This is a genomic window from Pseudomonas sp. Emmai (genome assembly GCF_055179735.1).
On the sequence record NZ_CM143685.1, the window covers coordinates 3741513 to 3766302 of the forward strand.

18 protein-coding genes are annotated in these 24790 nt (G+C 58.9%); 9 read left to right on the forward strand and 9 right to left on the reverse strand.

Annotation, left to right across the window (positions count from 1 at the left end; genetic code table 11):
• Window positions 1-31 precede the first annotated feature (31 nt).
• Genes tssJ through tssB form a run of 6 tightly spaced genes read right to left on the reverse strand, consistent with a single transcriptional unit; the run spans window position 32 to window position 6565 of the window.
• Window positions 32-1381, reverse strand: a complete 1350-nt coding sequence (gene tssJ, locus ACY4LX_RS17175) for a type VI secretion system lipoprotein TssJ (RefSeq protein WP_463257173.1) — start codon at window positions 1379-1381, stop codon at window positions 32-34.
• Window positions 1378-2400, reverse strand: coding sequence for a type VI secretion system baseplate subunit TssG (gene tssG, locus ACY4LX_RS17180; RefSeq protein ID WP_463257174.1), 1023 nt, complete (start codon window positions 2398-2400; stop codon window positions 1378-1380). The genes tssJ and tssG overlap by 4 nt, the downstream gene beginning before the upstream one ends.
• Window positions 2364-4130, reverse strand: coding sequence for a type VI secretion system baseplate subunit TssF (tssF, locus tag ACY4LX_RS17185; RefSeq protein WP_463257175.1), 1767 nt, complete (start codon window positions 4128-4130; stop codon window positions 2364-2366). The genes tssG and tssF overlap by 37 nt, the downstream gene beginning before the upstream one ends.
• 7 nt (window positions 4131-4137) lie before the next feature.
• Window positions 4138-4551, reverse strand: a complete 414-nt coding sequence (gene tssE, locus ACY4LX_RS17190; protein ID WP_463257176.1) for a type VI secretion system baseplate subunit TssE — start codon at window positions 4549-4551, stop codon at window positions 4138-4140.
• Entirely contained in the window at window positions 4552-6024 is a 1473-nt protein-coding gene (gene tssC / locus ACY4LX_RS17195; RefSeq protein WP_463260611.1) for a type VI secretion system contractile sheath large subunit, read from the reverse strand.
• A gap of 37 nt (window positions 6025-6061) precedes the next feature.
• Entirely contained in the window at window positions 6062-6565 is a 504-nt protein-coding gene (gene tssB / locus ACY4LX_RS17200; protein ID WP_463257177.1) for a type VI secretion system contractile sheath small subunit, read from the reverse strand.
• A 311-nt stretch (window positions 6566-6876) separates the two neighbouring features.
• On the opposite strand from tssB, the gene vasI reads away from it, so the two are divergent.
• The 9 genes from vasI (at window position 6877) to ACY4LX_RS17245 (ending at window position 21224) form a co-directional block, all read left to right on the forward strand.
• Entirely contained in the window at window positions 6877-7539 is a 663-nt protein-coding gene (gene vasI, locus ACY4LX_RS17205) for a type VI secretion system-associated protein VasI (protein ID WP_463257178.1), read from the forward strand.
• Window positions 7527-8945: a type VI secretion system protein TssA gene (gene tssA, locus ACY4LX_RS17210; RefSeq protein ID WP_463257179.1), complete on the forward strand. Its 1419-nt coding sequence runs from the start codon at window positions 7527-7529 to the stop codon at window positions 8943-8945. The genes vasI and tssA overlap by 13 nt, the downstream gene beginning before the upstream one ends.
• Window positions 8946-8950: 5 nt before the next feature.
• The gene (locus ACY4LX_RS17215; protein WP_463257180.1) at window positions 8951-11470 is read left to right on the forward strand and encodes a type VI secretion system Vgr family protein; all 2520 of its coding nucleotides are present in this window, start codon (window positions 8951-8953) and stop codon (window positions 11468-11470) included.
• Entirely contained in the window at window positions 11467-12885 is a 1419-nt protein-coding gene (locus ACY4LX_RS17220; RefSeq protein ID WP_463257181.1) for a hypothetical protein, read from the forward strand. Before ACY4LX_RS17215 ends, ACY4LX_RS17220 begins: the two co-directional genes overlap by 4 nt.
• A 56-nt stretch (window positions 12886-12941) precedes the next feature.
• Entirely contained in the window at window positions 12942-13937 is a 996-nt protein-coding gene (locus tag ACY4LX_RS17225; protein WP_463257182.1) for a PoNe immunity protein domain-containing protein, read from the forward strand.
• 229 nt (window positions 13938-14166) lie between these two features.
• Window positions 14167-15015 (forward strand): PoNe immunity protein domain-containing protein, encoded by an 849-nt coding sequence (locus tag ACY4LX_RS17230; RefSeq protein ID WP_463257183.1) that lies wholly within the window; start codon window positions 14167-14169, stop codon window positions 15013-15015.
• Window positions 15016-15019: 4 nt separating this feature from the next.
• Window positions 15020-16111 (forward strand): PoNe immunity protein domain-containing protein, encoded by a 1092-nt coding sequence (locus tag ACY4LX_RS17235; RefSeq protein WP_463257184.1) that lies wholly within the window; start codon window positions 15020-15022, stop codon window positions 16109-16111.
• Window positions 16112-16196: 85 nt separating this feature from the next.
• On the forward strand, window positions 16197-19850 hold the full coding sequence (gene tssM / locus ACY4LX_RS17240) for a type VI secretion system membrane subunit TssM (protein WP_463257185.1): 3654 nt from the start codon (window positions 16197-16199) through the stop codon (window positions 19848-19850).
• Window positions 19851-19901: 51 nt separating this feature from the next.
• Window positions 19902-21224: a hypothetical protein gene (locus ACY4LX_RS17245; protein WP_463257186.1), complete on the forward strand. Its 1323-nt coding sequence runs from the start codon at window positions 19902-19904 to the stop codon at window positions 21222-21224.
• Window positions 21225-21470: 246 nt separating this feature from the next.
• Here the strand turns inward: ACY4LX_RS17245 and ACY4LX_RS17250 are convergent, their stop codons facing one another.
• From ACY4LX_RS17250 to ACY4LX_RS17260, 3 genes are all read right to left on the reverse strand, one after another.
• Window positions 21471-23312 carry a DAHL domain-containing protein gene (locus tag ACY4LX_RS17250; protein ID WP_463257187.1) on the reverse strand — a complete coding sequence of 614 codons (1842 nt, stop codon included), beginning with the start codon at window positions 23310-23312 and terminating at the stop codon, window positions 21471-21473.
• A 151-nt stretch (window positions 23313-23463) separates the two neighbouring features.
• Complete coding sequence (locus ACY4LX_RS17255; protein WP_178129251.1) at window positions 23464-23895, reverse strand: hypothetical protein; 432 nt, start codon at window positions 23893-23895, stop codon at window positions 23464-23466.
• Window positions 23896-23992: 97 nt separating this feature from the next.
• Window positions 23993-24766 (reverse strand): L-iditol 2-dehydrogenase, encoded by a 774-nt coding sequence (locus ACY4LX_RS17260; protein WP_149661206.1) that lies wholly within the window; start codon window positions 24764-24766, stop codon window positions 23993-23995.
• Window positions 24767-24790: the final 24 nt, after the last annotated feature.

The following is a 24790-nucleotide window of genomic DNA, read 5'->3' on the forward strand; positions in this document are numbered from 1 at the left end:
TTACTCTGCGCAAAAGCGGCTGAAAATGACGTCATCGGGTTTCCCCTTTGAGGCTGACCTGCTCGGCGTCCAACTGGACCAGCACGGCGTACTGCCGGCCCTTGGGCTCGACGCGCAGACGCTGTTTCCACTGGCCGACGTCGGTGCTGTGGTAGTTGGCGATCACCGCGATAAATCGGGTGTCCTCGTCCAGAGGGCGCAGGTCGACGAACTTGAATTGGCCGGGCAGGAGCAGGTAGTCGTCGGCGCGGATATAGGTACTGCCCAAGGTCTTTTTCATGTCTTCAGCCATGGCCTGGGGGCTGGCGTTGACCAGCAGCGAGTCGTCGGTCAGTTGCAAGACCTTGAAGGCGATCGGCGTGGCGACGTGCTGCAGCGCCGGGTTGCCCCATGGCGTGGTCAGGCTGACGCCTTGGGCGTCGTATTGGCCCAACAGCGTGTCTTCGAGGGGTGACATCGGCACCACAGGCTCGGGTTCCAATGTCAGCGGCGACTGGGCGGGTACGCTCTCGTAAAGGTGGTTGAGCAGGGTTTGCACTTTGTCCGTCAGTGCTTGCGGGTTGCTCGCCTGAACGTTGAGGGTGTAGGGCGCACGGCTTGCGTCTTCATCCGTTGCTGTGCCGGTGCTGATCAGGCGCGGGTTAACGTGGTCGCTGGCGTGCAGGCTCAGGGAGTAACGGCTGGGCTGATCGTCGGGGCCGCCGACCGGAATTGACGGGGTCCAGATCACTTGGCCGACTTTGCCGAGCATGGTGCAGCCGCCGAGGGTGAGGCAGGCCAGCAATAAGGTGCCCAGGCGCAGGTTGCTGAGCAGGCTGACGGGGTTCTTGGGTGCAGCCGTGCAAATGTCGGCCAGAGGTTTTGGTGGTTCCACCTCATTCATCGCTCGCAGCGGGTCGCCTTGCTCCGTCAAATTCACGGGTTGGCAAAGGCGTTCGAACTCCGGGCAAGCAGCAGGTCGCGGATCGGGTAGGGGTAGGCTCGGAAAATCCTCCAAATACCAGGCTTGCATACCTTCCGGGTGACCGCTGAACAGCTCATCGAGCGAACGCTGACCTGGGGCGTGTTCACCCAGCTGCACCGCGACCCGATACGCACCAATCTGCAACAGGTCGCCATCGTTCAGGCTCACCGCAACGTTGTGCCCCAACGGCAAATCATGGCCATTGGCGTAGGTGCTGCCACTGCGGTCGATCACGCAGAAGCGCCCTTCGACAACCCGGATTTCGCAGTGGTTGGGCTGCACACTATTGTGGCGATCTTCCAGGCACCAGTCCGCTGCAGCACTGCCGATGCTGCCACCCCGTGGGCCAAAGCGATGACTGGGCAGATACCCATGCAACAACTGCGCAGGATTGCTGATAACCAGAGTCAACTTCATGCGCGCCCCCGAATTCGCACCACGGCGGGATGACGTTGTTCCTGATGTTCGATAAAACTGGTCCAGCCCAAGTGGGTGCCGCTGTCGCGTTGCAAGTTGAACGGCGGTACATCCTCTTCTTGCAACCCAAGTTCCAAGTCGTAGGCGGTGACGTCGCGCAGCAAAAAATCCATCAACTGGCGCAGTCGTCCAAATTGCTCACCACTGGGCAAGAACTGCCGAAAGCGCGCTTGGCTCAGGTTGGGAATCACCAAGGTGAACTTGCTGGCGCGGGTCATGCTGCGGTCACCCACCACAAAATCGCTGCCCAAGGTGCCGTTGGCTTTGCCCAACACCATGCGCTGACGCTGCGGCAAACTCACCGAACGCACCTCGAATTCACGGATGTGAACGCCGTGCAGGTCGAAGCAGTGTTCGACAATGCCGGACACCAACGAAGGCGAACGGCTGCGACTGGCGATCAACCCGGCAAAGCTCAGCAGCCGCCCCCAGGGCAGCGGCGTGGCGCCGCGCAGGTCGTTGTCATTCAACCCGATCAGGGAAAACACATAGCGCGAAAAGCGGTCGCTGGCTTCTGCCTGAAAGCGGATGTAGTAGCGGTACTTGCGCCAACTGTGGTGCAGCAGGGTCAGCAAACGATGATTGAAAAAGTCCATGAACGCCGGGCGAATCCCTCGCTCCTGGGCCTGTTCGTAGGCCAGGCGATCGAGGTAGTAGCCGGGCAGGGGCGAGTCGGTGCCGTGCAGGCCAAAGAAGCTGGTCTGCAAGCGATAGCGCACTTCTTCGCGATCGTCTTCCACACGTGCGGCCACGACCACATCTGAGGCAGGAAAGCCCAGCCCCGCATGGCTTTGCAGGCGCACACGACGGCGCGCCGCCGCACTCAAGGGCTGCGCCTCCAGGTCATCGCCATGCAAAGCGTGCAGATGCTCCAGCAGACGGTGAAACGAGTAGTTCCGCGCGTCGGCCAGCAGCACGTCGGCTAGATCACGGGTTGTCTGCCGGTCAACAGTGGCCATTCGTAACGCTCGTTGTTGGTGGTATTGATCACTTCCAGGCGATGGAAGGAGTTGATGCTCGCGTACAGGGCGAAGAAGTGCGAAAGCACGCTGGCGAACAGGTACAGATCGCCCTCGCAGAGGAAGGCGTTCTGGTCCAGTTGCAGACGGGTCTGCAAGCCGCGCACCGGCAGGCCTTTCATCAGCCAGTCGATGGGGGTGGTCACGGCCTCGTGGATGCCATTGAGGCGTTTGCGGGTGGCGCGTGCCTGTTGCAGGTCGTGCAAGGCGGCGAAGTCATAGGCACGGATCACCGCCTTGAGCGGCTCGGCCGACAGCAGCGACAGGTAGTTCAGCGACAGGTTGGAAATCAGCGTCCAGTGCAGGCTGCTGTCCAGCACCGGCCTGTAGCTACGAGTGGGGGCAATCAGGTTGGTGTAGGTGGCGAACGACGGCGTAACCTCGGTGGACAGCGATACATCTCCCACGCCCAGCAACTGCGGCAGGTCGCGGTTGCTGCAAGTCAATTCGATGGACGCCGCTTCATGTTCGCCGATGTACAGGCTTTCATCGCCGCGCACAAAGGCGATGCGATGGCGCAAGCCCTCACGCCCGTGTGACTCCTCGATATGCGTGCGGAAATACAGTGCTGTACGGCCTCGCGCGTGCTCGATCTCATGCTGGAACGACTCGAACGGGGTAAAGCGCCGCAACGGATCGCCCTTGCGCTCCTTGTCCGCGGCGTCCCAACCGGCCACCTGGTCGACACTGAAAATCTCGTAGGCTTCGGGGCAGTTGCCACTGGGGCTGATACGCCGTTCCAGGCTGCGCCCGTCCAGCGCGATGGGGTTGGCATCATGTCGGAACAGGTTGACTGCCGGTGCGCAATACAGGTGGAGGTCACTGGTGCGCAGGCGGATGTCGGGCGGCATGGGCCGGGTGAACTGAAATTCGAAGCGCAGCGTGGTGGCACTGATATCCGGCCAAATGTGGGCCAGACGGGTCAGGCTGAAAAAATGGAACCGCTGCGGAAATACAAAGTATTCCTGCAGGATGCGGTAGCCATCGAACACATTGCGCGGGTAGGGCAGCAACGCCTCGTCGGCGGTGAAGCCTGGGAAGCCAATATCCTTGGTCGACAGACGATAGCTTTGTCCATTGATCTGTAGGGTGATGCTGTCCAGGTAATGGGCGAGCCACAGGTACAAAGTCAGTGCGGTGGCGTTGTCGCCGCCCAGGTGAAAGTCCAGCTGGTCGCAGGCCATGCTGGTGAGGGGTTGCTCGGTCAACACCTTGAGGTCGATGCGCATCACCGACGCTTCACGGCTGTGGGCGTCGCTGACTTCCTGCAAGGCCAGCGGGTACAGGTTGACGTCAGTGCAGGTGCGAAACTGGCAGGAGATACCGTTCACCGGTTTGGCAAACAGTGGCGTGCCCTTGGGAATCACCTGCCGTTGGCTGATTGCATCGGGCAGCGGTGCAAAACGGATGATGGTCGCGCTGGGCAGGGAGCGCAGGTAGTTGGGCCAGAGCATCTGCAATAGCGGATGGGTCAGCTCCGGCAAGTCGTCGTCGATCTTCATCCCCAACTTGGCGGTGAGGAAGGCAAAGCCCTCCAGCAGCCGCTCCACGTCCGGGTCGCCGGCCTGATCGCCGAGAAATAGCGCCAGCTGCGGGTTGTCCTCGGCAAACTCGCGGCCGAGTTCGCGCAGGTAGCGCAACTCCTCGGCAAAGCGTTGTTTCAAGTCCATCGCATCCTCATTTCACGCGGGTGTAGCCGTCGCGGCCATGCATGGCCACTTCGATCTGCACCTGTTCTTCCTTGTGGTTGACCCGCACCTGGCAATCCAGGCGAAAGTTCAGTTCCAGCGGCAAGTCCGGGTTGGGTTGATAGCGCACGCCCGTCACCTGGATGCGCGGTTCAAAGGCCTCCACCGAGCGCCGGATGTCGGTGCTGATGGCGACCACCAGATCACTGCTGGCCTGGGTGACCCCGTTGAAGTCGCACAGGCCCAGTTCAGGGCTGCTTTGCGAGCAGCCCTGACGTGAGTTGAGCACCTGTTCCAGGTGGCGTTTGATCGCCTCGACACGCTGGCGCGCCTGCTCATCCGCGCTGCTTGGGCGGTAGCGCGGTGCGTCGGGTTCGAGGCGTTCGAACAGGCTGCCGCCCACTTATTGAGTGCCCAGCCGACCAACCAATGAGATCTCGAAGTTGGCGCCCATGTACTTGAAGTGCGGACGTACCGCCAAGGACACCTGGTACCAACCCGGATTGCCGTCCACGTCCTGAACTTCAATTTTCGCGGCACGCAAAGGGCGACGGCTGCGCACGTCGGTCGACGGGTTCTCCTGATCGGCGATGTACTGCTTGAGCCACATGTTCAGCTCGCGCTCCAGGTCCTGGCGTTCCTTCCAGCTGCCGATCTGTTCGCGTTGCAGCACCTTGATGTAATGGGCCAGGCGATTGACGATAAACAGGTACGGCAACTGGGTGCCGAGCTTGTAGTTCGTCTGGGCTTCCTGGCCTTCTCGAGTCTTGGGGAAGTTCTTCGGCTTCTGCACCGAGTTGGCGGAGAAGAACGCCGCGTTGTCGCTGTCCTTGCGCATGGTCAGCGGGATGAACCCGGCTTCGGCCAGCTCAAACTCTTTGCGGTCGGAAATCAGCACTTCGGTGGGGATCTTCGCCTGCAACTGGCCGAGGGATTCGTACAGATGCACGGGCAGATCGTCCACTGCGCCGCCGGATTGTGGGCCGATAATGTTCGGACACCAGCGGTAGCGGGCGAAACTTTCGGTGATCCGCGATGCCATCAGAAAGGCAGTGTTGCCCCAAAGGAAGTTGTCGTGGTTGCCGTCGACGGTTTCGTCATAGCCGAAGCTGCGGGTGGCGTTGTCGTCGGTGCTGTACGGCGTGCGCAGCAGGAAGCGCGGCAGGGTCAGGGCCAGATGGCGGGCATCTTCGGATTCACGAAGGCTGCGCCATTTGTTGTGGCGTGGGCCGTCAAAAATATCGCTGATTTCCTTGAGATCGGGCAGGCCCTGGAAACCTTCCAGGTTGAACAACTCTGGGCCTGCCGCCGAGACGAACGGCGCGTGGGACATGGCGCCGATGGAGGCCACATAACTGAGTAACTTGATGTCTGGCGAACTAGGGCCAAAGGTGTAGTTGCCGACGATGGCGCCAACGGGCTCACCACCAAACTGGCCGTAGCCAGCGGTGTAGACGTGCTTGTACAAGCCGCTGCGGGTAATGTCGCCGGCGTTGTCGAAGTCGTCCAGTAGCTCTTCTTTGGTGACATGCAGCATTTCCAGCTTGATGTTTTCGCGAAAATCCGTGCGATCCACCAGCAGCTTCAGCCCACGCCACGATGACTCCAGTTGCTGGAACTGCGGTTGATGCAAAATCACGTCCATCTGTTTGCTAAGAGCGCGGTCGATCTCGGCGATCATCTGGTCGACCCGATGTTTGTTGACCGGCTGCTGGTGATCGCCGCTTTGCAGGATCTCGCTGATGAACGCAGCCACGCCTTGGCGAGCTACCGCGTAGCCTTCCTGAGATGGGCGCATGGTGGTGTTGGCCAGCAGTTGATCAAGTAGCGACGGCTGTTCGTCAGCCACCAACACTTGGGCGGCGGCGCTTTCCATAGGCATGGGGAGTACTCCGTTGAGAAGGGCGTTCAAGTCAGTTGTTTGGCGCGTCGAGCACCAGGTTCAGCTCGCTGGCCAGGCGTTGGCGGGCGGTTTCATCGGTCAGCAGGTTTTGCAGATGTTTGCGAAAGGCCGGGACGTTGCCCATAGGGCCTTTGAGCGCAACCAGGGCTTCCCGAAGTTCCAGCAACTTGTTCAATTCAGGTACTTGCCGGGCAACGGCGTCGGGGCCGAAGTCATTGATGCTTTTGAATTGAAGCTGCACATTCAGATCGGTGTCGTGGTCGTTGTTCAGAACGGACGGTACTGCCATGTCCAAGGTAACTTCGGCTTTGGTCAGTACTTCGTTGAAAGTGTCTTTGTCGATGCGAATGGACTGTCGGTCTTCTAGGGCGGTAATTTCGCCGTGGCCTTTGAAGTCACCCGTAACCAACAGTTTCAGGGGGAGCTCTACTTCAGCTTGTTGGTCGCCCGTTGCCGGGACGTACTTGATGTTGATGCGCTCTTTGGGCGCGACAGAGCCGTGAGTTTTCGACATGGGAAGAATCCTTTTCGTAAGGTCGGCGTATTAGAAACAGCTGTTGCAACATTTGTCATGTAGGACGATGTCGACGCGATTCGTGAGTTTTAGATGTAGGAAATTGCGCTTAAAAGAATGCTGCTATTTTTCCTACGCTTGTTGTGGATGCGTCTGAAGGAAGTCTCTTTTTATTCTGGTTTAACGTCATGTCGTTCGTCTTTTACTTGCCTGTCCATTGAACTGCGGTGAAGCTCTGAAAGTTAATTAGTTGAGCTTAAAGCTGAATAGCGTTAGTTCGAAAGTTTAAGGTGGCCTATCAGGAGGCGTTGATGCGCGACGGATGGCGAGGATGGAAGTGGGGCCTTTGTGTGGCGGTCTTGGCCGTAATGGATGTGCAGGCGGCGACACAAGATTGCCCTTCCATCGTCTCGCCCTTGAAGCGCCTGGAGTGTTTTGATTTGGCCGCGGGTACGCCCATCCATCACGCACCAGCGGCGCCACGCGCCCTTGGCAGTGTCCTGCCAATTGTCGATCTGGTGCAACGCAATGAACTCAAGCGCCCACCCGAGGATCAGCGTTTCCTGCTGTCGTCGTTTCCAGAACCGGACAACGACCAGCAACAACGGCTAGTGATCTCAGCCCCGGCCTTGGGGGCGTTGCCGCCTCGGCCCTATCTGGCCATCAGTTGCGAATCGAAAATCTCTCGCCTGCAACTGGTGCTGGATGAGCCGGCCAAGCCCAACAAGATTCGCATTCAGCTGTTCAAGGACGAGCGCCCGGTTTCCGAGGCCTATCAGTGGCAAGTGCTGGACGATGCCGGCCTGGTAGTGGATGCCGGACGTGGGCTACAGGCCATTGCCTTGTTGCGCAACATGGGCGGCGGCCAGCGACTGCGACTGGAGAGCGATTACCCACGGCTGCACGGCCTGGTGTTTGACGCTGAAGGGCTGGGCGAACTGATCGAGCAGGAGCGCCAAGTATGTCGCTGGTGATCGACGTGCCGGCGGACAGTGTCAAGCTGCTGCTGACACCTATTGACCCAGAGCAACTCGCCGGCCATTTCGATGTGGAGGATGAAACCTATCAGGCCATCGATCAGGAAATGGTCAAGCTCGGCGGCCTGCGTGAAAGCGATATCGATTGGCCGTATATCGACGAAGCCTCCCGCGAATACCTGGCCACTCAGTGCAAGCACTGGCGCATCCTCGGTCATCTGCAAGTGGTGTGGCTGCGCACCCGGCAATGGGCACGCTGGGCGGATGCGTTGGGTTTGGTGGCCGGTATGGTCGAACTGTATTGGGACAGTGCCCACCCCAAGCCCGGCCCGACGGGCTATCTGAACAAGCGTAAGCAGGTGCAGCGCCTGTTGGAGAACCTGGGGCAGGTGTTGCCGTCTCTGGATCGCAGTAGCTTTACCCCGGCTTGCCAAGCGGCTGCGGAATTGGCCGTGGCTACCCTGCAACGATGCGTGGAAAACGCCAGGTTCGATCCCGCCCCGTTGGATGCACTGCAACGACAGTTGGGCAAATACAGCGAGCCGGTTGTTGCGAACGAAACCACCCGTGCAGTCACCTCTGGCAGCGTTCTGGATTCAGCGTTTTTCACCAGCCCAAAACCGCAGGCGCCGGGCAATGAGCGTGAACAACGCCGCGCCGTGTTGAGCATGGCCGAGCAGATCAATCAGCAGGATCCCTACGACCCCACCGGCTATCAATTGCGACGCTTCGGCCTGTGGTCACATTTGCGCACAGCGCCTCCCATCACCCGCGACCGTCGCACTGAATTGACCGCCGTGCCCAAGGATATCGTCGACGGCTACCAGGACGCGCTGAACCACAATGCGCTGGACCCGAACCTGCTGCTGCGTCTCGAAAAAAGCGTCTGCGCTTCACCGTACTGGTTGCGCGGCAGCTACCTGGCCGCCCAGGTCGCCTCGCGCCTGGCAATGGAGGAAGTGGCCGCTGCCATCCGCCAGACCTGCGAACGTTTCGTCTGCCGCCTGCCGGCCCTGTTGGAGTTGTGTTTCAGCGACGGCACGCCGTTCGTTGATACACAAACCCAGGCATGGATCACCGGTGCCGATCAGGCGCAAACCACCGGCAGCCCGGTGCAGGAATACGCAGCCCTGCGCGATGAGCTGACCACCCAACTCAATACCGAAGGCGTCGAAGTGGTGCTGCTGCGCCTGCAGGATCTGCACGCCAACCATGACGCACCGCGCCAGCGCAGCTACGCCACGGTAATTGCCGCCGACCTGCTGGCCTCGCGTGGGTTGGCATGGCTGGCGGACGACCTGTACGCCAACGTTGCACGGCTAATGCGCGATACCACGGCGCAGGGGTGGGAGCCGGAGTTGTATCGGAAGGTGGCAACTGAAAGTAGTGAAAGTAAGGATTAGCCGTCATGCCCCGCCAAAGCGACCTGCGTTTCACCTTTGAGCCCTTGAAGGGCGATCCCTTCGAAGTGGTCTCGTTCACCCTCGAAGAAGGTCTCTCTCAACCCTTCAAGCTTGAACTGGAGCTGGTCAGCCACAACGCCGCCATCGACTTCAATCAGGTACTCGATCTGGCGGGGCTCTTCACTCTCTGGCGCGGCGAGACTCCTGTGCGTTATGTCCACGGTCTGGTAAGTCTGTTTCAGCAGGGCGACACCGGCTTTCGCCGCACCCGCTACACCGCCGTGCTCGAACCGACCCTGGCGCGTTTCGATCTGCGCTCCAACTGGCGCATCTTCCAGGGCCAAAGCGTGCCCGACATCATCACCCGCGTGCTGGCCGAACATGAACTGACCGACCTGCGCAGCGAAATCTGCTTCGAGCACCAACCCCGCGAGTACTGCGTACAAGCCGGCGAAACCGACCTCGACTTCATCGCCCGTCTGGCTGCCGAAGAAGGCCTGCTCTACACCTTCGAACACCGCGCCGACGGCCACACCCTCGTCCTCACTGACCGCGTCGGCGGCCTGGGCACCATCGGCACCCAGAGCGATTGCCCGGTGATTTACCAGCCCATGGGTGGCGGTGATTCCAAAGAGCCGGCCTTGAACCGCTTCCACTACACCGAGCAAGTGCGCACCGCCGTGCAGGTGCAGCGCGACTACACCTTTACCCACCCGCGCTACAACCAGCAGCACACCGCCACCGGTGACCAGGACCTGAATAATCAACATAAAGATTACGAACGCTACGACTACCCTGGCCGCTACAAACGTGACATCGCCGGCAAGCCCTTCACCAAGACCCGCCTGGCAGCCCTGCGCAACGACGCCAAGCTGGCCCATCTGGAAGGCGACGACGCGCGCCTGCAACCGGGCCTGGCCTTCGACCTGAACGAGCATCCCCGCGAGGACTTCAACGATCGCTGGCGCACCATCGCCATCAGCCACGAAGGCAAGCAGCACACCAGCCTGCAGGAAGAATCGTTTGGTAGCGGCCTCGGCACCTCTTATGAAATGAAGGCCAGCGCCATCCGCTGGACCTCCGATTGGAAAGCCCCGCTGCGCGACAAACCCTGCATCGACGGCCCACAGATCGCCACGGTGGTCGGCCCGCCGGGGGAAGAGATCTATTGCGATGAATGGGGCCGGGTCAAGATGCAGTTCCCGTGGGATCGCGCTGATAAAAACAACGATCAGAGTTCGTGCTGGATTCGTGTGGCTCAGGGCTGGGCCGGCGCGACCTGGGGCGCGATGGCGATACCCCGCGTGGGCCAGGAACTGATCATCAGCTACCTCGACGGCGACCCCGACCAGCCTATCGCCACGGGCCGCACTTACCGCGAGACCAACCTGCCGCCGTATGAGCTTCCCAAACACAAAACGCGCATGACCATCAAAAGCCGCACCCACAAGGGCGAAGGCTTCAACGAACTGCGCTTTGAGGATGAGCTGGGGCAACAGGAAGTGTTTATCCATGCCGAAAAGGACAAGAACGTCCATATCAAAAACAACAACGGCATCTTCGTCGGCAACGACCGCAGCGAACGGGTGGAACACAACGAAACCGTGTCCATTGGCGACCACCGCACCGAAGACGTCGGCCAGAACGAAACCATCAGCATCGGTGCCAACCGCAGCGTGACCATCGGCGGCAACAAGGCTGAAACCATCAAGCTGGCCAAAGCCGAAACCATCGGTTTGGCCAAAGCGCTGACCATTGGTGCGGCCTACCAGCGAACAATAGGTGGGGCCATGAATACAACAGTGGGACTCAACCAGAGTGAGCAAATCGGGCTGAGCAAATCCGAATTCGTAGGGCATACCTACTCTATCGAAGTAGAAGACGAATTTTCGATTGCGGTGGGCAGGTCAGTTCTGGTGATGAAGTCTGACGGCACCATCCTTATCAACGGTCGTACGTTCGACTTCAGTGCCACGGGGCCAGTTGTTATCAGCGGCGCTGAGGTGGATCTCAATATCAAGCGGGTCGAGCACGACGGTTCGGTACTCATCAACAAGCCACCGCTTGAGTTGCATTACACCTATGCCGATTTGAAGCCGCAAGTCGGCGCACCTTATGGAGTTGAGTTTGAGGACGGCACGCAAATAACCGGCACGCTCGACGAGCAGGGGACTGCGCTGATCGAAAACCCTCCAGGCACGGGAGTTGCTTTTTTTGGCTATGACATCAGAGAGCCGTTTCCCACCCACACACAGACAAAAAATGACGTGTTTGGCGTTTTACCCGATACACCCGAAGAAGCTGAACAGGCGATTGAACGCTACCGGCGGCAAGAGGAGGAACATCGAAAAAACACTTACTTTGCCGATGAAATTGAGGCTTTAGAGGCAGGTCGTCTGGACTACGACGACATGATTGAAAGCTATGTCTACGCTGCGGACCCCGTCAGTGATGAGTCAGAACCCGTAACATCGGGTGAGCATGAACAGGTTTCCTTGGCGATTGATCAAGAGGAAGTGTCATGAGCCATCCCGCCACTTCCCGCCTTGAAGACGACACCTTCTTGCAGATCCTCACTTGGGTTGAAGAGGTTGTCGAAGGTCGTGGCGCGTCACTGGCACAGATGATGGTCAGCACCGTGTTGGGCCTGATTCCATTTGTGGGGCAGGCAGTCGATGCATACAACATCCTGCGTTGTCTTTATCAGCTCACACGCACCCCTGACAGCGGGCAACACTGGCTCGATCTGGTGCTGTCGTTGGTGGCCCTGGTGCCGGGATTTGGCGATGCGCTGAAAAACGTGTTCAACATGCTGCGTCACGGCAAGCCCATGGGGCGCATTCTCGATAGCTTGCCGCGCCACGTGCGCGGCGATATCGAAACCTGGTTTCGCCAGCTGGATTGGGCGCGTTACACCGCCGAAATCATCCAGAACATCGACACGATACTGTCCGGGCTGATCAACATGCTCAGCCGTAGCCTGTCGACCTGGGCATTGGGGCGCAAAGGCGTGGAACGTCTGATCGAACAGTTGCGCCAGCTTCAGGATATGGCCCAGCGCCAGATCACCGAGGCAATGAACACCCTCAAGCGCGCTCACCAAAAAGCCCTGGCCGATCCCCTACCGAACACCACCGCGCGCACACCTGCAGCGCCTGGAGGGAGCAGAGCGCCTGCGCCCAATAGCCAGGCTAGCGGCAACGTGGCGACTCCCACGGCCGGCACTCAATTACCGGCTCAAGGGCGGGTGACGGCACAACAGAGGCAGAGCGAACGCTCCAGTCAAAGGCCCCATCAGATCAGCGTCTCGGGCGAACACATCACCGATTACTACTTCGTCAAACGCCAGCGCCGTCGGGCCAAGGTCAACCATCGCGGCAAGCTGTATGAAATGAGCCAGCCAGGGCATCGGGGCATTGACCATGTGTGGCATGGCGGCGGCTTGCCGTCGGGTTATCGCATCAGCGACACCAAGGGCACGGGCGGCGCGTTTCACAAACTGGAAACGGCCAAGGCGGTGTTTGCCGGGCTGGAGTACGGGATTGATGCGTACTTGGGGATGGAGGATGAAAAGCGCGTGGAGCGTGCGGTGAACAAACCCACGGTGGGGGATGGGCGACAGCTGAGTCATAAGTGGATTGCGGCGAAGATTCGGGATGCTCAGTTGGTTGAGCAGCACAAGTTAATTCTGGGGCGCCAGATTGAGGCCTGGAGGAGCGTCGAATTCAAGATGGGGGCTGAAACCCGTGTCGAAAACGGTGAAGCCACTCGCCAGTTAGTGAAGTGCCCTTACGACCGCAGCCTGATTACGGTGGTCGGCCCCAACCACAACCTGCATGAGCGAGCCAAGGGGCCTGTCACGCCTAAATGCTGCAAAGCCTCAGTGTCACATCAGATCAGTACCGAATTCGTTTTACCTACTCAGATGCTAATCAAGTGAGTGAAGTTATGCCTAATTTGCCTGCCCCTGACTGGTCTCGTTGGCTCAGTTGGAAAATGAGCGAAGCAGACTTTGAACTACGTCGTGAGCGCTATGTGCTCTACAAAAATTATCCTGAGCGTTTCGACGACTTCATGGGCCGTATGCACATGATCACCACGGACTTACCCAAGTATCGCGAACGCTCAAAGCCCGGTGGGTTAATGACTTCTACGAATCAGAGGCTCTGGGACGCCCTCGACTGGACCAACCTGCAATATTCCGCTGGCGCACCAGTGGAGCAACTGGTCGAGGTCTGGCCTTACGCACTGGAATGGGCAGAAGAATACGGCTACTTCGATGCACTGTTTGACCAGTCGCCCGAAGCGGGAAATTACATGGCCCCGCATGCCGCCCTACGCACCGAAGAATACTGGATCGTGGCCCTGCGCCTGACCTGCTTCGGCCTGCTCAGCGGCTACGCCCACACCATGCCAAGGGTCATGGCGTTTCTCGATTACGCCAACGAGCTGATGGGGGTGCGCGACGGTTTGCTGGAGCACTTGGTGAGACCGTTCGTGCCGAGTCGCGGCCTGCCGCCAGACAGTTGCACCCGGCACCTGCCCTACCGCAAGTTGCTCAAAGTATTCAGCACCGCTCCGGCCAAACGCGCTGCACTGCTCGCAAGCTACCTGGACGAGTGGTACCACGCCAGCCGTCGCGAGCCCTACATTGACCAACACGAAGAGGGTGGTTATCTCCACTACGGCTACTGGTCGTGGGAGGCAGCGGCTGTCACATGGCTGCTACGCATCGATGACAGCAGCTACCGCGATATGCAGTTCTATCCCAAGGACTGGGCCGATTACGCCCGCCAATATCCGCCACCGCCTATCGAATCGATCCTGCATTCAGGCCAGACCTGCCCACAAAGCGGTTGGTGGTGGAGCGATGCCCGGCACGACTCTCTACGCCGTTTCGAGAGCGGGGACATCTTCCCGGATATCGCCAGTGGCGTGGCTCGCGGAATTACCGTTTGGCGCTGGGCGCTCGATCAGCGGCAGGAAGGTTGAAGCGATGAGCCATCCCGCCACTTCCCACCTTGAAGACGACACTTTGCCCACCCCTGACTGGTCCCGATGGTTCGCCTGGAAGATCAGCGAAGCTGACTTTGAAAAGCGCCGTGAGCGTTATGTCCTGTTCGGGAATTATCTGATTAATTTTGACGATAACGTGAAACGAATGGTGATGATCACTACGGACTTGCCTAAATATCGGGATCGTTCGAAATCAGGCGGCCTGATGACCTCAACTCGCCGACGGCTATGGGACACCCTCGACTGGCTCAACCTGCAATATTCCGCCGGCGCTCCCGTGGAGCAACTAGCCGAAGTCTGGTCTTACGCATTGGAATGGGCAGAAGCATACGGCTACTTCCATGTTCACTATCACCAGTCGCCCGAAGCGGGTAACTACATGACGCCGCATGCCGCCCTACGCACCGAAGAATACTGGATCGTGGCCCTGCGCCTAACCTGCTTCGGCCTGCTCAGCGGCTACGCCCACACCATGTCTCGGGTCATGGCCTTCTTGGATTACGCCAACGAGCTGATGGGTGTGCGCGACGGTTTGCTGGAGCGCCTGGTGCGACCGTTTGTGCCGGGTCGTGGCCTGCCGCCGGATAAATGCACCCGGCACCTGGCGTATCGAAAACTGCTCAAAGTATTCAGCACCGCTCCGGCCAAACGCGCTGCAGTGCTCGCAAGCTACCTGGACGAGTGGTACCACGCCAGCCGCCGCGAACCCTACATTGACCAACACGAAGAGGGTGGTTATCTCCACTACGGCTACTGGTCCTGGGAAGCGGCGGCCGTCACATGGCTGCTCCGCATCGATGACAGCAGCTACCGCGATATGCAGTTTTACCCCAAGGACTGGGCCGATTACGCCCGCCAATATCCGCCACCGCCTATCGAATCGATTCTGCATTCAGGCCAGACCTGCCCACAAAGCGGTTGGTGGTGGAGCGATGCCGGTCACGACTCTCTACGCCGTTTCGAGACCGGGGATGTTTTCCCGGATATCGCCAGTGGCGTGGCTCGCGGAATTACCGTCTGGCGCTGGGCGCTCGATCAGCGGCAGGAAGGTTGAAGCGATGAGCCATCCTGCCACTTCCCACCTTGACGACGACACTTTGCCCACCCCTGACTGGTCCCGATGGTTCGCCTGGAAGATCAGCGAAGCAGACTTTGAAAAGCGTCGTGAGCGTTACGTTTTGTTCGGAAATTATCTGATCAATTTCGACGATTACGTGAGTGGTATGCGCATGATCACTATGGACTTGCCCAAGTATCGCGAGCGCTCCAAGCCTGGTGGACTGATGAACTCTACAAATCAGAGGCTCTGGGACACCCTTGACTGGCTCAACCTTCAATATTCCGCCGGCGCTCCCGTGGAGCAACTGGCCGAGGTTTGGCCTTACGCACTGGAATGGGCAGAAGAATACGGCTACTTCGATGCACTGTTTGACCAGTCGCCCGAAGCGGGCAACTACATGGCTCCGCATGCCGCGCTACGCACCGAAGAATACTGGATCGTCGCCCTGCGCCTGACCTGCTTCGGCCTGCTCAGCGGCTACGCCCACACCATGCCAAGGGTCATGGCGTTTCTCGATTACGCCAACGAGCTGATGGGTGTGCGCGACGGTTTGCTGGAGCGCCTGGTGCGACCGTTTGTGCCGGGTCGTGGCCTGCCGCCGGATAAATGCACCCGGCACCTGCCGTATCGAAAACTGCTCAAAGTGTTCGACGCCGCTCCGACCAAGCGTGCGGAACTGATGAAGTCCTATCTGGACGAGTGGTATCACGCCAGCCGTCGCGAACCTTACATTGATCGGCACTTTGAGGGCGGATTCTGCCACTACGGCTACTGGTCCTGGGAAGCGGCGGCCGTCACATGGCTGCTAGGCATCGACGACAGCAGCTACCGCGATATGCAGTTTTACCCCAAGGACTGGGCCGATTACGCCCGCCAATATCCGCCACCGCCTATCGAATCGATTCTGCATTCAGGCCAGACCTGCCCACAAAGCGGTTGGTGGTGGAGCGATGCCCGTCACGACTCTCTACGTCGTTTCGAGAGCGGGGACATCTTCCCGGATATCGCCAGTGGCGTGGCTCGCGGAATTACCGTTTGGCGTTGGTCGCTCGATCAGCGACACGGAAGTGATGGTGCGACCCATTGCTGATAACGACTCCGACAAGGCCAATGCACCGATTGATATCTGGCAGATGGCCGGAATACAGCGAACTATTCAAAACTAGGAGCGATTTATGGGGATGATACGGAGTTACCTAGTGCGCTGGGGCCTGCCGGTACTGCACCAGTTCAACCAGGCGGTGCCAGTACTGGTGCTGCTGGGCGTGTTGTTTTTATTGATCGCCATCTGGTGGCTGGGCCCGCAGTGGGTTTGGCGTGAGCATCAGCCGCTGAGCGAGTTGGCGATGCGCGTCTCGGCCAGCGTCGTGGTGTTGGTGGTGCCGTTGCTGATCTGGGCATGGCGGGTGCGTAATCGTTACCAGCGGCTGCAGCTTGAACGCCAACATGAGGCCGCGGTGCAAGCCGACCCTTGTCTGCCCTATGTCGAGGCGCAGGAACGGGCGCTGGACCGCAGCCTGGGCAATTTGCTGAACAACATGGAGCGCCGCCGTTCGCTCTACCAACTGCCGTGGTACCTGGTGTTGGGCGAGGAAAATGCCGGCAAAACCAGCCTGATCACCCGCTCCAACCAGAGCTTTGCCTTGTCCCATGTGACCAAGGCCAGTGTCAGGGCGCATCAGGAAGAGCAACTGGCCTACCCGGTGGACTGGTGGATTGGTGACGAGGCGGTGTTGATCGACCCGCCGGGTGAGTTCCTCAGTCACCCGGAGCCAACGGCAGATAACACCGAGTACCAGGGTGCGACCCAAGGCAAGGTCAAACCGGTATTGCCCGAAGGCACTCACCCACGGCTATGGCAGCACCTGCTCGACTGGCTGGCGCGCAACCGCAGCCGTCGGGCACTCAACGGGGTTGTGTTGGTGGTCGATGTGCAGGCCTTGTTGGCGCAACGTCCCGAACAACGCAAGGCCCACGCCAACCTGCTGCGCACCCGGCTGTTTGAGTTGACACGGCAATTGGGCACGCGCTTGCCGGTGTACGTGACGCTGAGCAAGTTAGACCTGCTGGAAGGCTTCGAAGAGTTCTTCGCCCGGTTGTCGCGCAGTGGGCGCGAAGACCTGCTGGGCTTCACCTTCAGCCTGGACGCGGTGGATGACTTTGATGTCTGGTTGGCGGAACTGACGCGCCAATACCAAACCTTTGTCGTCTGCCTCAGCGAGCAGATTTTCGACGGTGTCAGGACGTCATCTGGTCTGACCGAACGCGATCGCTTGCAGGCGCTGGTGCATCAGATGGCAGGCCTGCGCCCGGCACTGTTCGGCTTCCTGAGCGAAATGCTCGGCAGCGATCGTTTCACCACCCCGGCGCTGGTGCGCGGGGTGTATTTCTCCTCGGTCTTGCAGCAAGGCACCCTGAGTAATGCCTTCGTCAAAGAAGCGGGGCAGGCGTATCAACTTCCGCCACCGCCGCCGGAGGTCAAGCCTACCGGTGGCTCGGCGATCTACTTTGCCCAGCAACTGTTCCAGCGAGTGATCTACCCCGAAGCGGGCCTGGCCGGCGACAACATCAAGGTGGCCCGCAACAAGCGGCGGCTGCTGATCGCCGGGTTCAGTGTCGCGTCCTTGGGCGTTTTGGTGGTCATCGGCACTTGGCAGTTTTACTTCAACATCAACCGCGACAAAGCAGCCAGCGTCCTGGCCAAGAGTCAGGAGTTCAGTGGGCGGGACATCGATGCCAAGGTCGACACCACCGGCCGTAACCTGCTGGTACCGCTGGACCAGATCCGCGATGCGGTGCTGGTGTACGGTGACTATCGCGAGGCGTGGCCGTTGCTGTCGGATATGGGGCTGTATCAGGGGAGGGCAATTGGCCCGACGGTGGATGAGGCCTATCTGAATCTACTGTCCAAACGCTTTCTGCCGGCGATTGCCAGCGGTGTGTTGGACGCCATCAACGCCGCGCCCGCCGGCAGTAATCAACAGCTGGCGGCCTTGCGCGTTTACCGCATGCTTGAAGAGCGGCAAAACCGCCGCCCGGCCATCGTCGAGGAGTGGGTTGCCAAACAGTGGCAGCGGGCCTATCCGGGGCAGGGCCAATTACAGGCCGATCTGATGGGGCACCTGGGCTACGCGCTGAAATACGCCGACGCCGATTTGCCGCACTACCGTGAGCGCATTGCCCAAGTGCAACAACAATTACGCCAGTTGCCTATGGCTGAACGGGTCTACATGAGCCTGAAACAGGATGCCCAAGAGCGTTTGCACCGCCCGCTGGACCTGCGCACCGAGGTCGGTCCGGCGTTCGACATCGTCTACAGTTCGTTGAGCACCGATCAAGAGGGGAGCGGCTTGAGGGTGGCAGCGCTGCTCACCGCCAAGGGCTTCAGGGACTATTTCGAGCCTGGCACCAAGGGCATCATCGAACTGGCGATGATCGACCAGTGGGTGCTCGGCGAGCGACAACGTCTGGACTACTCTGACGAAGATCGCAAAGTACTGACCCAGCGGGTCCGCGCGTTATACAGCGCCGACTACGTCGACAGCTGGCGACGCGCGCTGAATCAGTTCGCGATCACCGACTTCGACGACCTCAGCCACGGCGTGGCCGTGCTGGAGCAAATCACTGGCCCGGCCGCCCCTCTGCGGCGTCTGCTGGAAACTCTGCGCGACAATAGCGTGATCTACCCGTCGGTGCCCTTGGTCGAAGGGCAGGCACCGCTGACGTTGGACAAGGTGTCGGACGGTCAGCAACAAGCAGTTGGCATCCGGCGGGCGTTCGCCAGTCTGGCCGAGCTGATCACCGCGCGAGGCGAACAGCCGTCCTATTACGAAGAAACCCTGCGCTCGGTGAGTGCCGTCTACGACTACGCCAAAGCAGTGCACGACAATCCCGACCCCGGCAAGGCGGCGCTGAAAACCGTACTTAACCGCTTCTCCCTGGGCGGTGCCGACCCGATTGCCAACCTGCAACGTGTTGCCGTGGGCCTGCCCGAACCACTGAACCAGCAGGTCAAAAAACTCGCCGACCAGACCTCGCAGGTACTGGTGATTGCCGCTTTGCGCGAGCTGGAAAAACGCTGGGACAGTGAAATTTATAGCTTCTATCGCGACCGCCTGGCAGGCCGTTACCCGTTCAAGGTCAGCGGCGAGGACGCCTCGCTGGAAGACTTCGAAGCCTTCTTCGGCCCGCAGGGGCGTCTGCAGCAGTTCCACGATCAATACCTGAACGTGTTTCTCAAGGACAACCTCGACGCGCTGTACTCCGACAGCCTCGGCGGCTACTTGGTACGTAGCGACGTACTGGAACAACTCAAGAAGGTCGAGCGTATCCGCGACACCTTCTTCAATCATCGCGGCCACCTGGCCGTACAACTCACCATCGAACCCTTGGCCCTGAGCGCGACCCGCCTGAGCAGCATGCTCAGCGTCGACGGTCAGTTGATCCCTTACCAGCACGGCGCGCCGCAACGCACCGGGCTGGTGTGGCCCAACAGCCTGGGCAACACCAATGGCAGCCAATTGACCCTGGTGCACAGCACCGGCAACACCGCCAGCCTGAGCTATCGCGGGCCGTGGTCGTTGTTCCGGCTACTTAGTCGCGGGCATCTCAATGGCAGGACCGACACCAGCGTGGACCTGACCTTTGCCGTCGCCGATGGGTTGATGCGTTATCGGATTGGGGCGGAGAAGGCTAACAACCCGATTACCCAGCGCAGTTTTGAAGGGTTTGTGTTGCCCAGGACGTTGTTAGAGGAACGTCGATCAAAGAAAACCATAAATAAGGTTGAGGGTGTCGCCGCAACAGCGTTCAGCGAAGAGCGTAACTAATTCAGCGAATGCCGGACACAAAGTAACCACCAGCAAAACAGGAGCGTTTAAATGGCAATCAAGCTACAAATGTTGACTGAAGACCCACAGGAAATTGAGTTGATTGAGCGTTACTGGGCAGTCGATGAGTTAGGGCGACACCTCGAAAAAGTGAGTGATCTTGGGGGCCTGATTGAAATGGCTCAGGGCGTTTCACTGGCCAGCTTTATAAGGCAACGTTGCAACGCGTTCGATGAAAATCAGGTCTGTCCCAAGTGCGCAGAACTGATCGAAATCAGAAATCGCTCCGAGGCAAAGAAGGTCCCTCCGCGATCCCCTAAACTTTGTACCCTCTGTCAGAAAAACCAGGACGCAGTTGAGCTTGAGGCTGAAAAGACGAAAGCCGCAGAGCTTGAACGGCAGTTGGCCGAATACGCCCGTAAACAGTCAACCCGAACGGTGGACTACTCAGAGATACCGGACAATCAGGTGCTCCTTCTGTTGGCGTTAGACAGGGCTATTACGCCGAGACTGACCAATGGCGGCTTCACAGTAGGTGACTGCCGAGGACTTGCGCCTCGGTACGTCGGTGATTTTGTGCTGCAATTGCGTGAGGCTGGATTGGTTCTTGAGGATCCCGGTAAAGCAAGGCCGGGCACCTACTATTGGGAGGGCGATGAGATCTGGATGTTGAGGGAACAGGTGGTCTATCGTTTGGCTCCAGATGCCGCGTCAAGGAGTGCGGACGAGATCATCCGTAGCCTGTTGGATAGGGTGTACACGGATGCTGAAGGGATTTTCAACCTGTGGCTTGATTACTCAGTTGCAGATGTCATGCGCTATCTGGGTACCCAATGCGAGCTCTACAACCATGATTTGTCGGAACAAGAACTGGAGGAAATTAAAAGTACGATGCGCTCTGCATTGGAAACCTACAGCGTTTCACAACTCTGGTCGGTGGTCTGGAAGGTCGTCAGAGACGCCGCAAGTTTAGCCAATCGCGAGTACTACAACCGTCCCAAAGCGGCTGCGACCATTCCTGGGAAGATTCGGCGGAACCTTGAGAAGGTGCAGCGCGAGTCGATTGAGCTCAAGGCATGGAGCCGCCCGGAGCAGCATCCCGCAGGTACATTGGGTATGGTGTTGGGAGAAATTTTGGGTGTTGATGAAAATACCTCAGGCCATCTGGTTTCCTCCGTTGTGACCTGGTTCACCGGACAGGCATGTTCACCAACTGTCGAAGCAGAGCTTCACGAGCCTGTGCGAGAGCTGATGACCATCGCGCTGGCGCATGACGTAGGATCCACAGTTATGCTTCGGTTTGCGGAACTGATTCGTGCGGGTCATGACGTTGGTTTCGCTATCGAGGAAATTGGTGACGCGCTTCGGTCGTGACGGTGGTAGGGCAACTTCAGGGAGTTAAGAGTTGGGGAGCAGGCGTCAGCCTACATACGGCCATGTCCAGCAGCATGGTCGGTTGGCCGGCGGCTCAAGCTGAACGAACCTTCTTCAAGATGAGGAGGCGGGGTCGGCGTTTTGGTATCGATGGTCATCGTGGTCTTTGGGGGGCGGGAGACGCCAAGCGTTCGGCGAACATTGTCCCCTCATCGGCAGAAGGCCGCACATTGAAACGGCGGTGGCTCAATCCGGCACGCTTATTCTCTCTCCCGTCGCCGGTTGTTCACTGCCCGGGTTGTCGGCCAGTTCCAGTGGAATCTCCAGGCTGAACACGGCGCCCAGGTCCGGCCCGTCGCTCTGGACATTCAGGTGTCCATTCATCTCAACCGCCGCGAGTGCGCAGCTGTGCAGGCCAAAGCCATGGCCTTCCTTGCGTGTGGTGAAACCGTGATTAAAGATGCGCGACAGGTTCTCGGCGACGATGCCTTCGCCCTGATCCTTGACGCTGAAGCGCAGTGTTGAATGCTCGGTAACACTGACGCTCAAGGTCATTTCCCGCTGCTGCTCGGTGACCGTGGACATCGCGTATTTGGCGTTGCTGATCAGGTTGATCAGGATCAACAGCAGCCGGTGTTTGTCGCCAATGATGGTCGGGACATCCTGGTAGTCCTTGATCACCGTGACATGGTGGCGGCTCAAGGCGCCGGAGTTCATGCGCAGCGCATCTTCGAACAGGCTGATCACGTTCAGCGGCTCGACCACCCGGGCCGCGCCGGCGTAGGCCTGCTGGGTGGACACGATGTCCTTGATGTGATCGATGCTCTTGGTCAGTTGCTCCAGCTCTTCGACGATGTCCGATTGTTCGACCGCAATGGAATCGACCAGTTGGTTGAAATACAGGGGCAGCAGTTTGCCTTTTTCATCGTGAGTGATGAACTGTCCCAGGTCTTCGGGATGATCGTTCATCATTTTCACTGCTTTACCCAAGCCCAGTGTCTTGCTGGTCGACAGCCGGCGTGCGATCACATCGGCGGAGACGTTGACGCTGTTCAACACGTTGCCGACGTTGTGCAGCACGTTGGTGGCGATCTCCGCCATACCGGCCATTCGGGCGGCATCCACCAGTTCGCGCTCGGCCTCGATCAGCTCTCGCGTCCGTTCCTCGACCCGTTGTTCAAGTCGCTCGTTTGCCGTTTGCAGCTCGCCGTTGATTTTATTGATCACGGTATAACTGCGAATCAAGCGCGCGGTCAGGTAAACCAACAGTAAAGCCAGGATGCTGGCGCAGATGGCCAGGTAGATATGGTATTGGCGGTCCTGGGCTTCTGTTCTTCGCTGGGTTTCGTTCAGCAACTCATTGATGCTGTCCAACTGCTGGGCGACGGGGATCACATTAATTCGGTCGAGCAAGTCATTGACGATGGGTTGCTCGCGCATGATTGCGTTCACATGAGCGACGAAGGTGTTGAAAGGCGGCAGGCGTTCAGAAGGGAGCTGACTCATGTATTGGTTGAGTACGCCCAATTGGTCGTCAGTTTCCTTGGCTTTATCACTGGAGGCATACAGGGCGTATTCGAGGGTGCTTAATGAGAGATTCAATATATTTGAAGAGCGGGTCAGGAATTCCAACGGTTGTTGGGCATTGATATCTTTGAGCAAGCCTTGAATGGTGTTTTCGACATCGGGCAAGGCGTCAAGGGCCGCACGCAGTACCGTGTTGTGCTGTTTAAATTGATCAACCAGCAGCGTCTTGTTTTGCACCGCGTCCAGGTAGCCCTGGCGGCGTACTTTCCATAAAGCCGCCAGCGGGCCGGAATTGTTCAGTTTGTCCAGTTGGTCCCACCGGTTGCCGGATTCGGCGGGTGCTCCCAGCAGCAAGCTGCTATTGATGCCGATTTTTGCCCTGAGGATCTTGACCCCCCAATTGGCATCCAACTGCTTTAATTGACGAACGAAGTCGCGGGATTCGAAATAGGTCGACGTTTCATAGGAGTACGACTTGAACAGCAGGAATATCAACGCCGCAAACGTGGTGAGGGCGATGGCCGAAAAAGTGATCCATTTATAACTGCTGCGAATTTGCATAATGTTCTTCCGCTCCCTGAAAGTTGAAAATACAGACATCATGCAAATATCAACGTACCCGGATTCTAGTCGTACGCTGGAAAACTGCTTACAAAAACGCCACTCAATGGAGTGGCGTTTTTATTGGCGTGGAACCTGTGTGCAATGAGGTTCAGCCGGCAACTTGTTGCTGCAATTGCAGATTCCCGTCCACGTCCTTGACCAGCCCACTGGCCAGGAACAGTGGCTGCAAGCGTTTGTGCAGTTGCGGCTCGACAAACTCTTTGACGGTCGCCAGCGCCAGGCTGCCGTAAACCTCCAGCTCCACTTTGGTATACGACAGCCAGGCCTTCTTCAGCGCCATCAGCACATCGCTACCGGCGGTGGAGGCGAAGCGGCGGTTGAGCACTTGTCCTTCCAGGTTGAAGGTGTGTTGGTACTCATAACCGGTCTCGTCACCTTTGCTGTCGACGCAGCGGATGCAGGTGCATTGACCCTCGCCGAAGGCTGCGAGCAGATAAGCGTTGAAGTCCACGACAGGCTTGAGCCCCAGGCGTTTATCGACTTCGAACAGATCCCCGGTCATTTTTTCTTCAGTACTCAACGTTCATTCCCTCACAGTCATACGGTGTATTTCACAGCGCTGCACAATACGCGAAAAGACGATGCCAGGCTCAATTAGCGCCTCTCGCGGTGAGTCCTCAACTCATCCAATTGCCGCCATCCACGTTATAGGTCTGCGCCACGATGTAGTCGCTCTCGGCCGATGCCAGAAAAATCGCCATTCCCACCAAGTCTTCCGCGGTCGCCATGCGCCCAAGCGGCACTGCCTCGCCCACCCGTCTTTTCTTTTCTCCGATCGGTCGATTTTCGTATTTGGCGAACAGCGCATCGACGCCGTCCCAATGCTCGCCGTCAACCACGCCGGGGGCGATGGCATTCACATTGATCTTGTGTTTGATCAGGTCAAGGCCTGCCGATTGCGTGAGGCTGATCACCGCAGCTTTGGTCGCGCAGTAAATCGCGACCAGCGCTTCACCCCGACGACCCGCCTGGCTGGCCATGTTGATGATCTTGCCGCCATGGCCCTGGGCGATCATTTGCCGCGCGGCGGCTTGCAGGGTAAACAGCGTGCCGGCCACATTGATCGAGAACAGGCGTTCGTAGCTGTCGCGGGAGATCTCGGTGATCGGCGCGAGATCGAACAGCGCCGCGTTGTTGATCAGGATATCGAGCTTGCCGACTTTCGCGACCACCGCTGCGATGGCATCGTCTATCGAGGCCTGATTGGTAACGTCCATCTCGACCGCATAGGCCTGCGGGCCCAGCTCGGCGGCCGTGGCTTGCGCCCGTTCCAGGTTGATGTCGGCAATCGCCACGGTCGCGCCTTCGTGGATATAGGCTTGGGCGAAGGCCCGGCCGATGCCTCTGGCCGAACCGGTAATGAGGGTGCTTTTTCCTTCCAGACGTTTCATTTTTTTCATCCGTTCGTTAAGGCT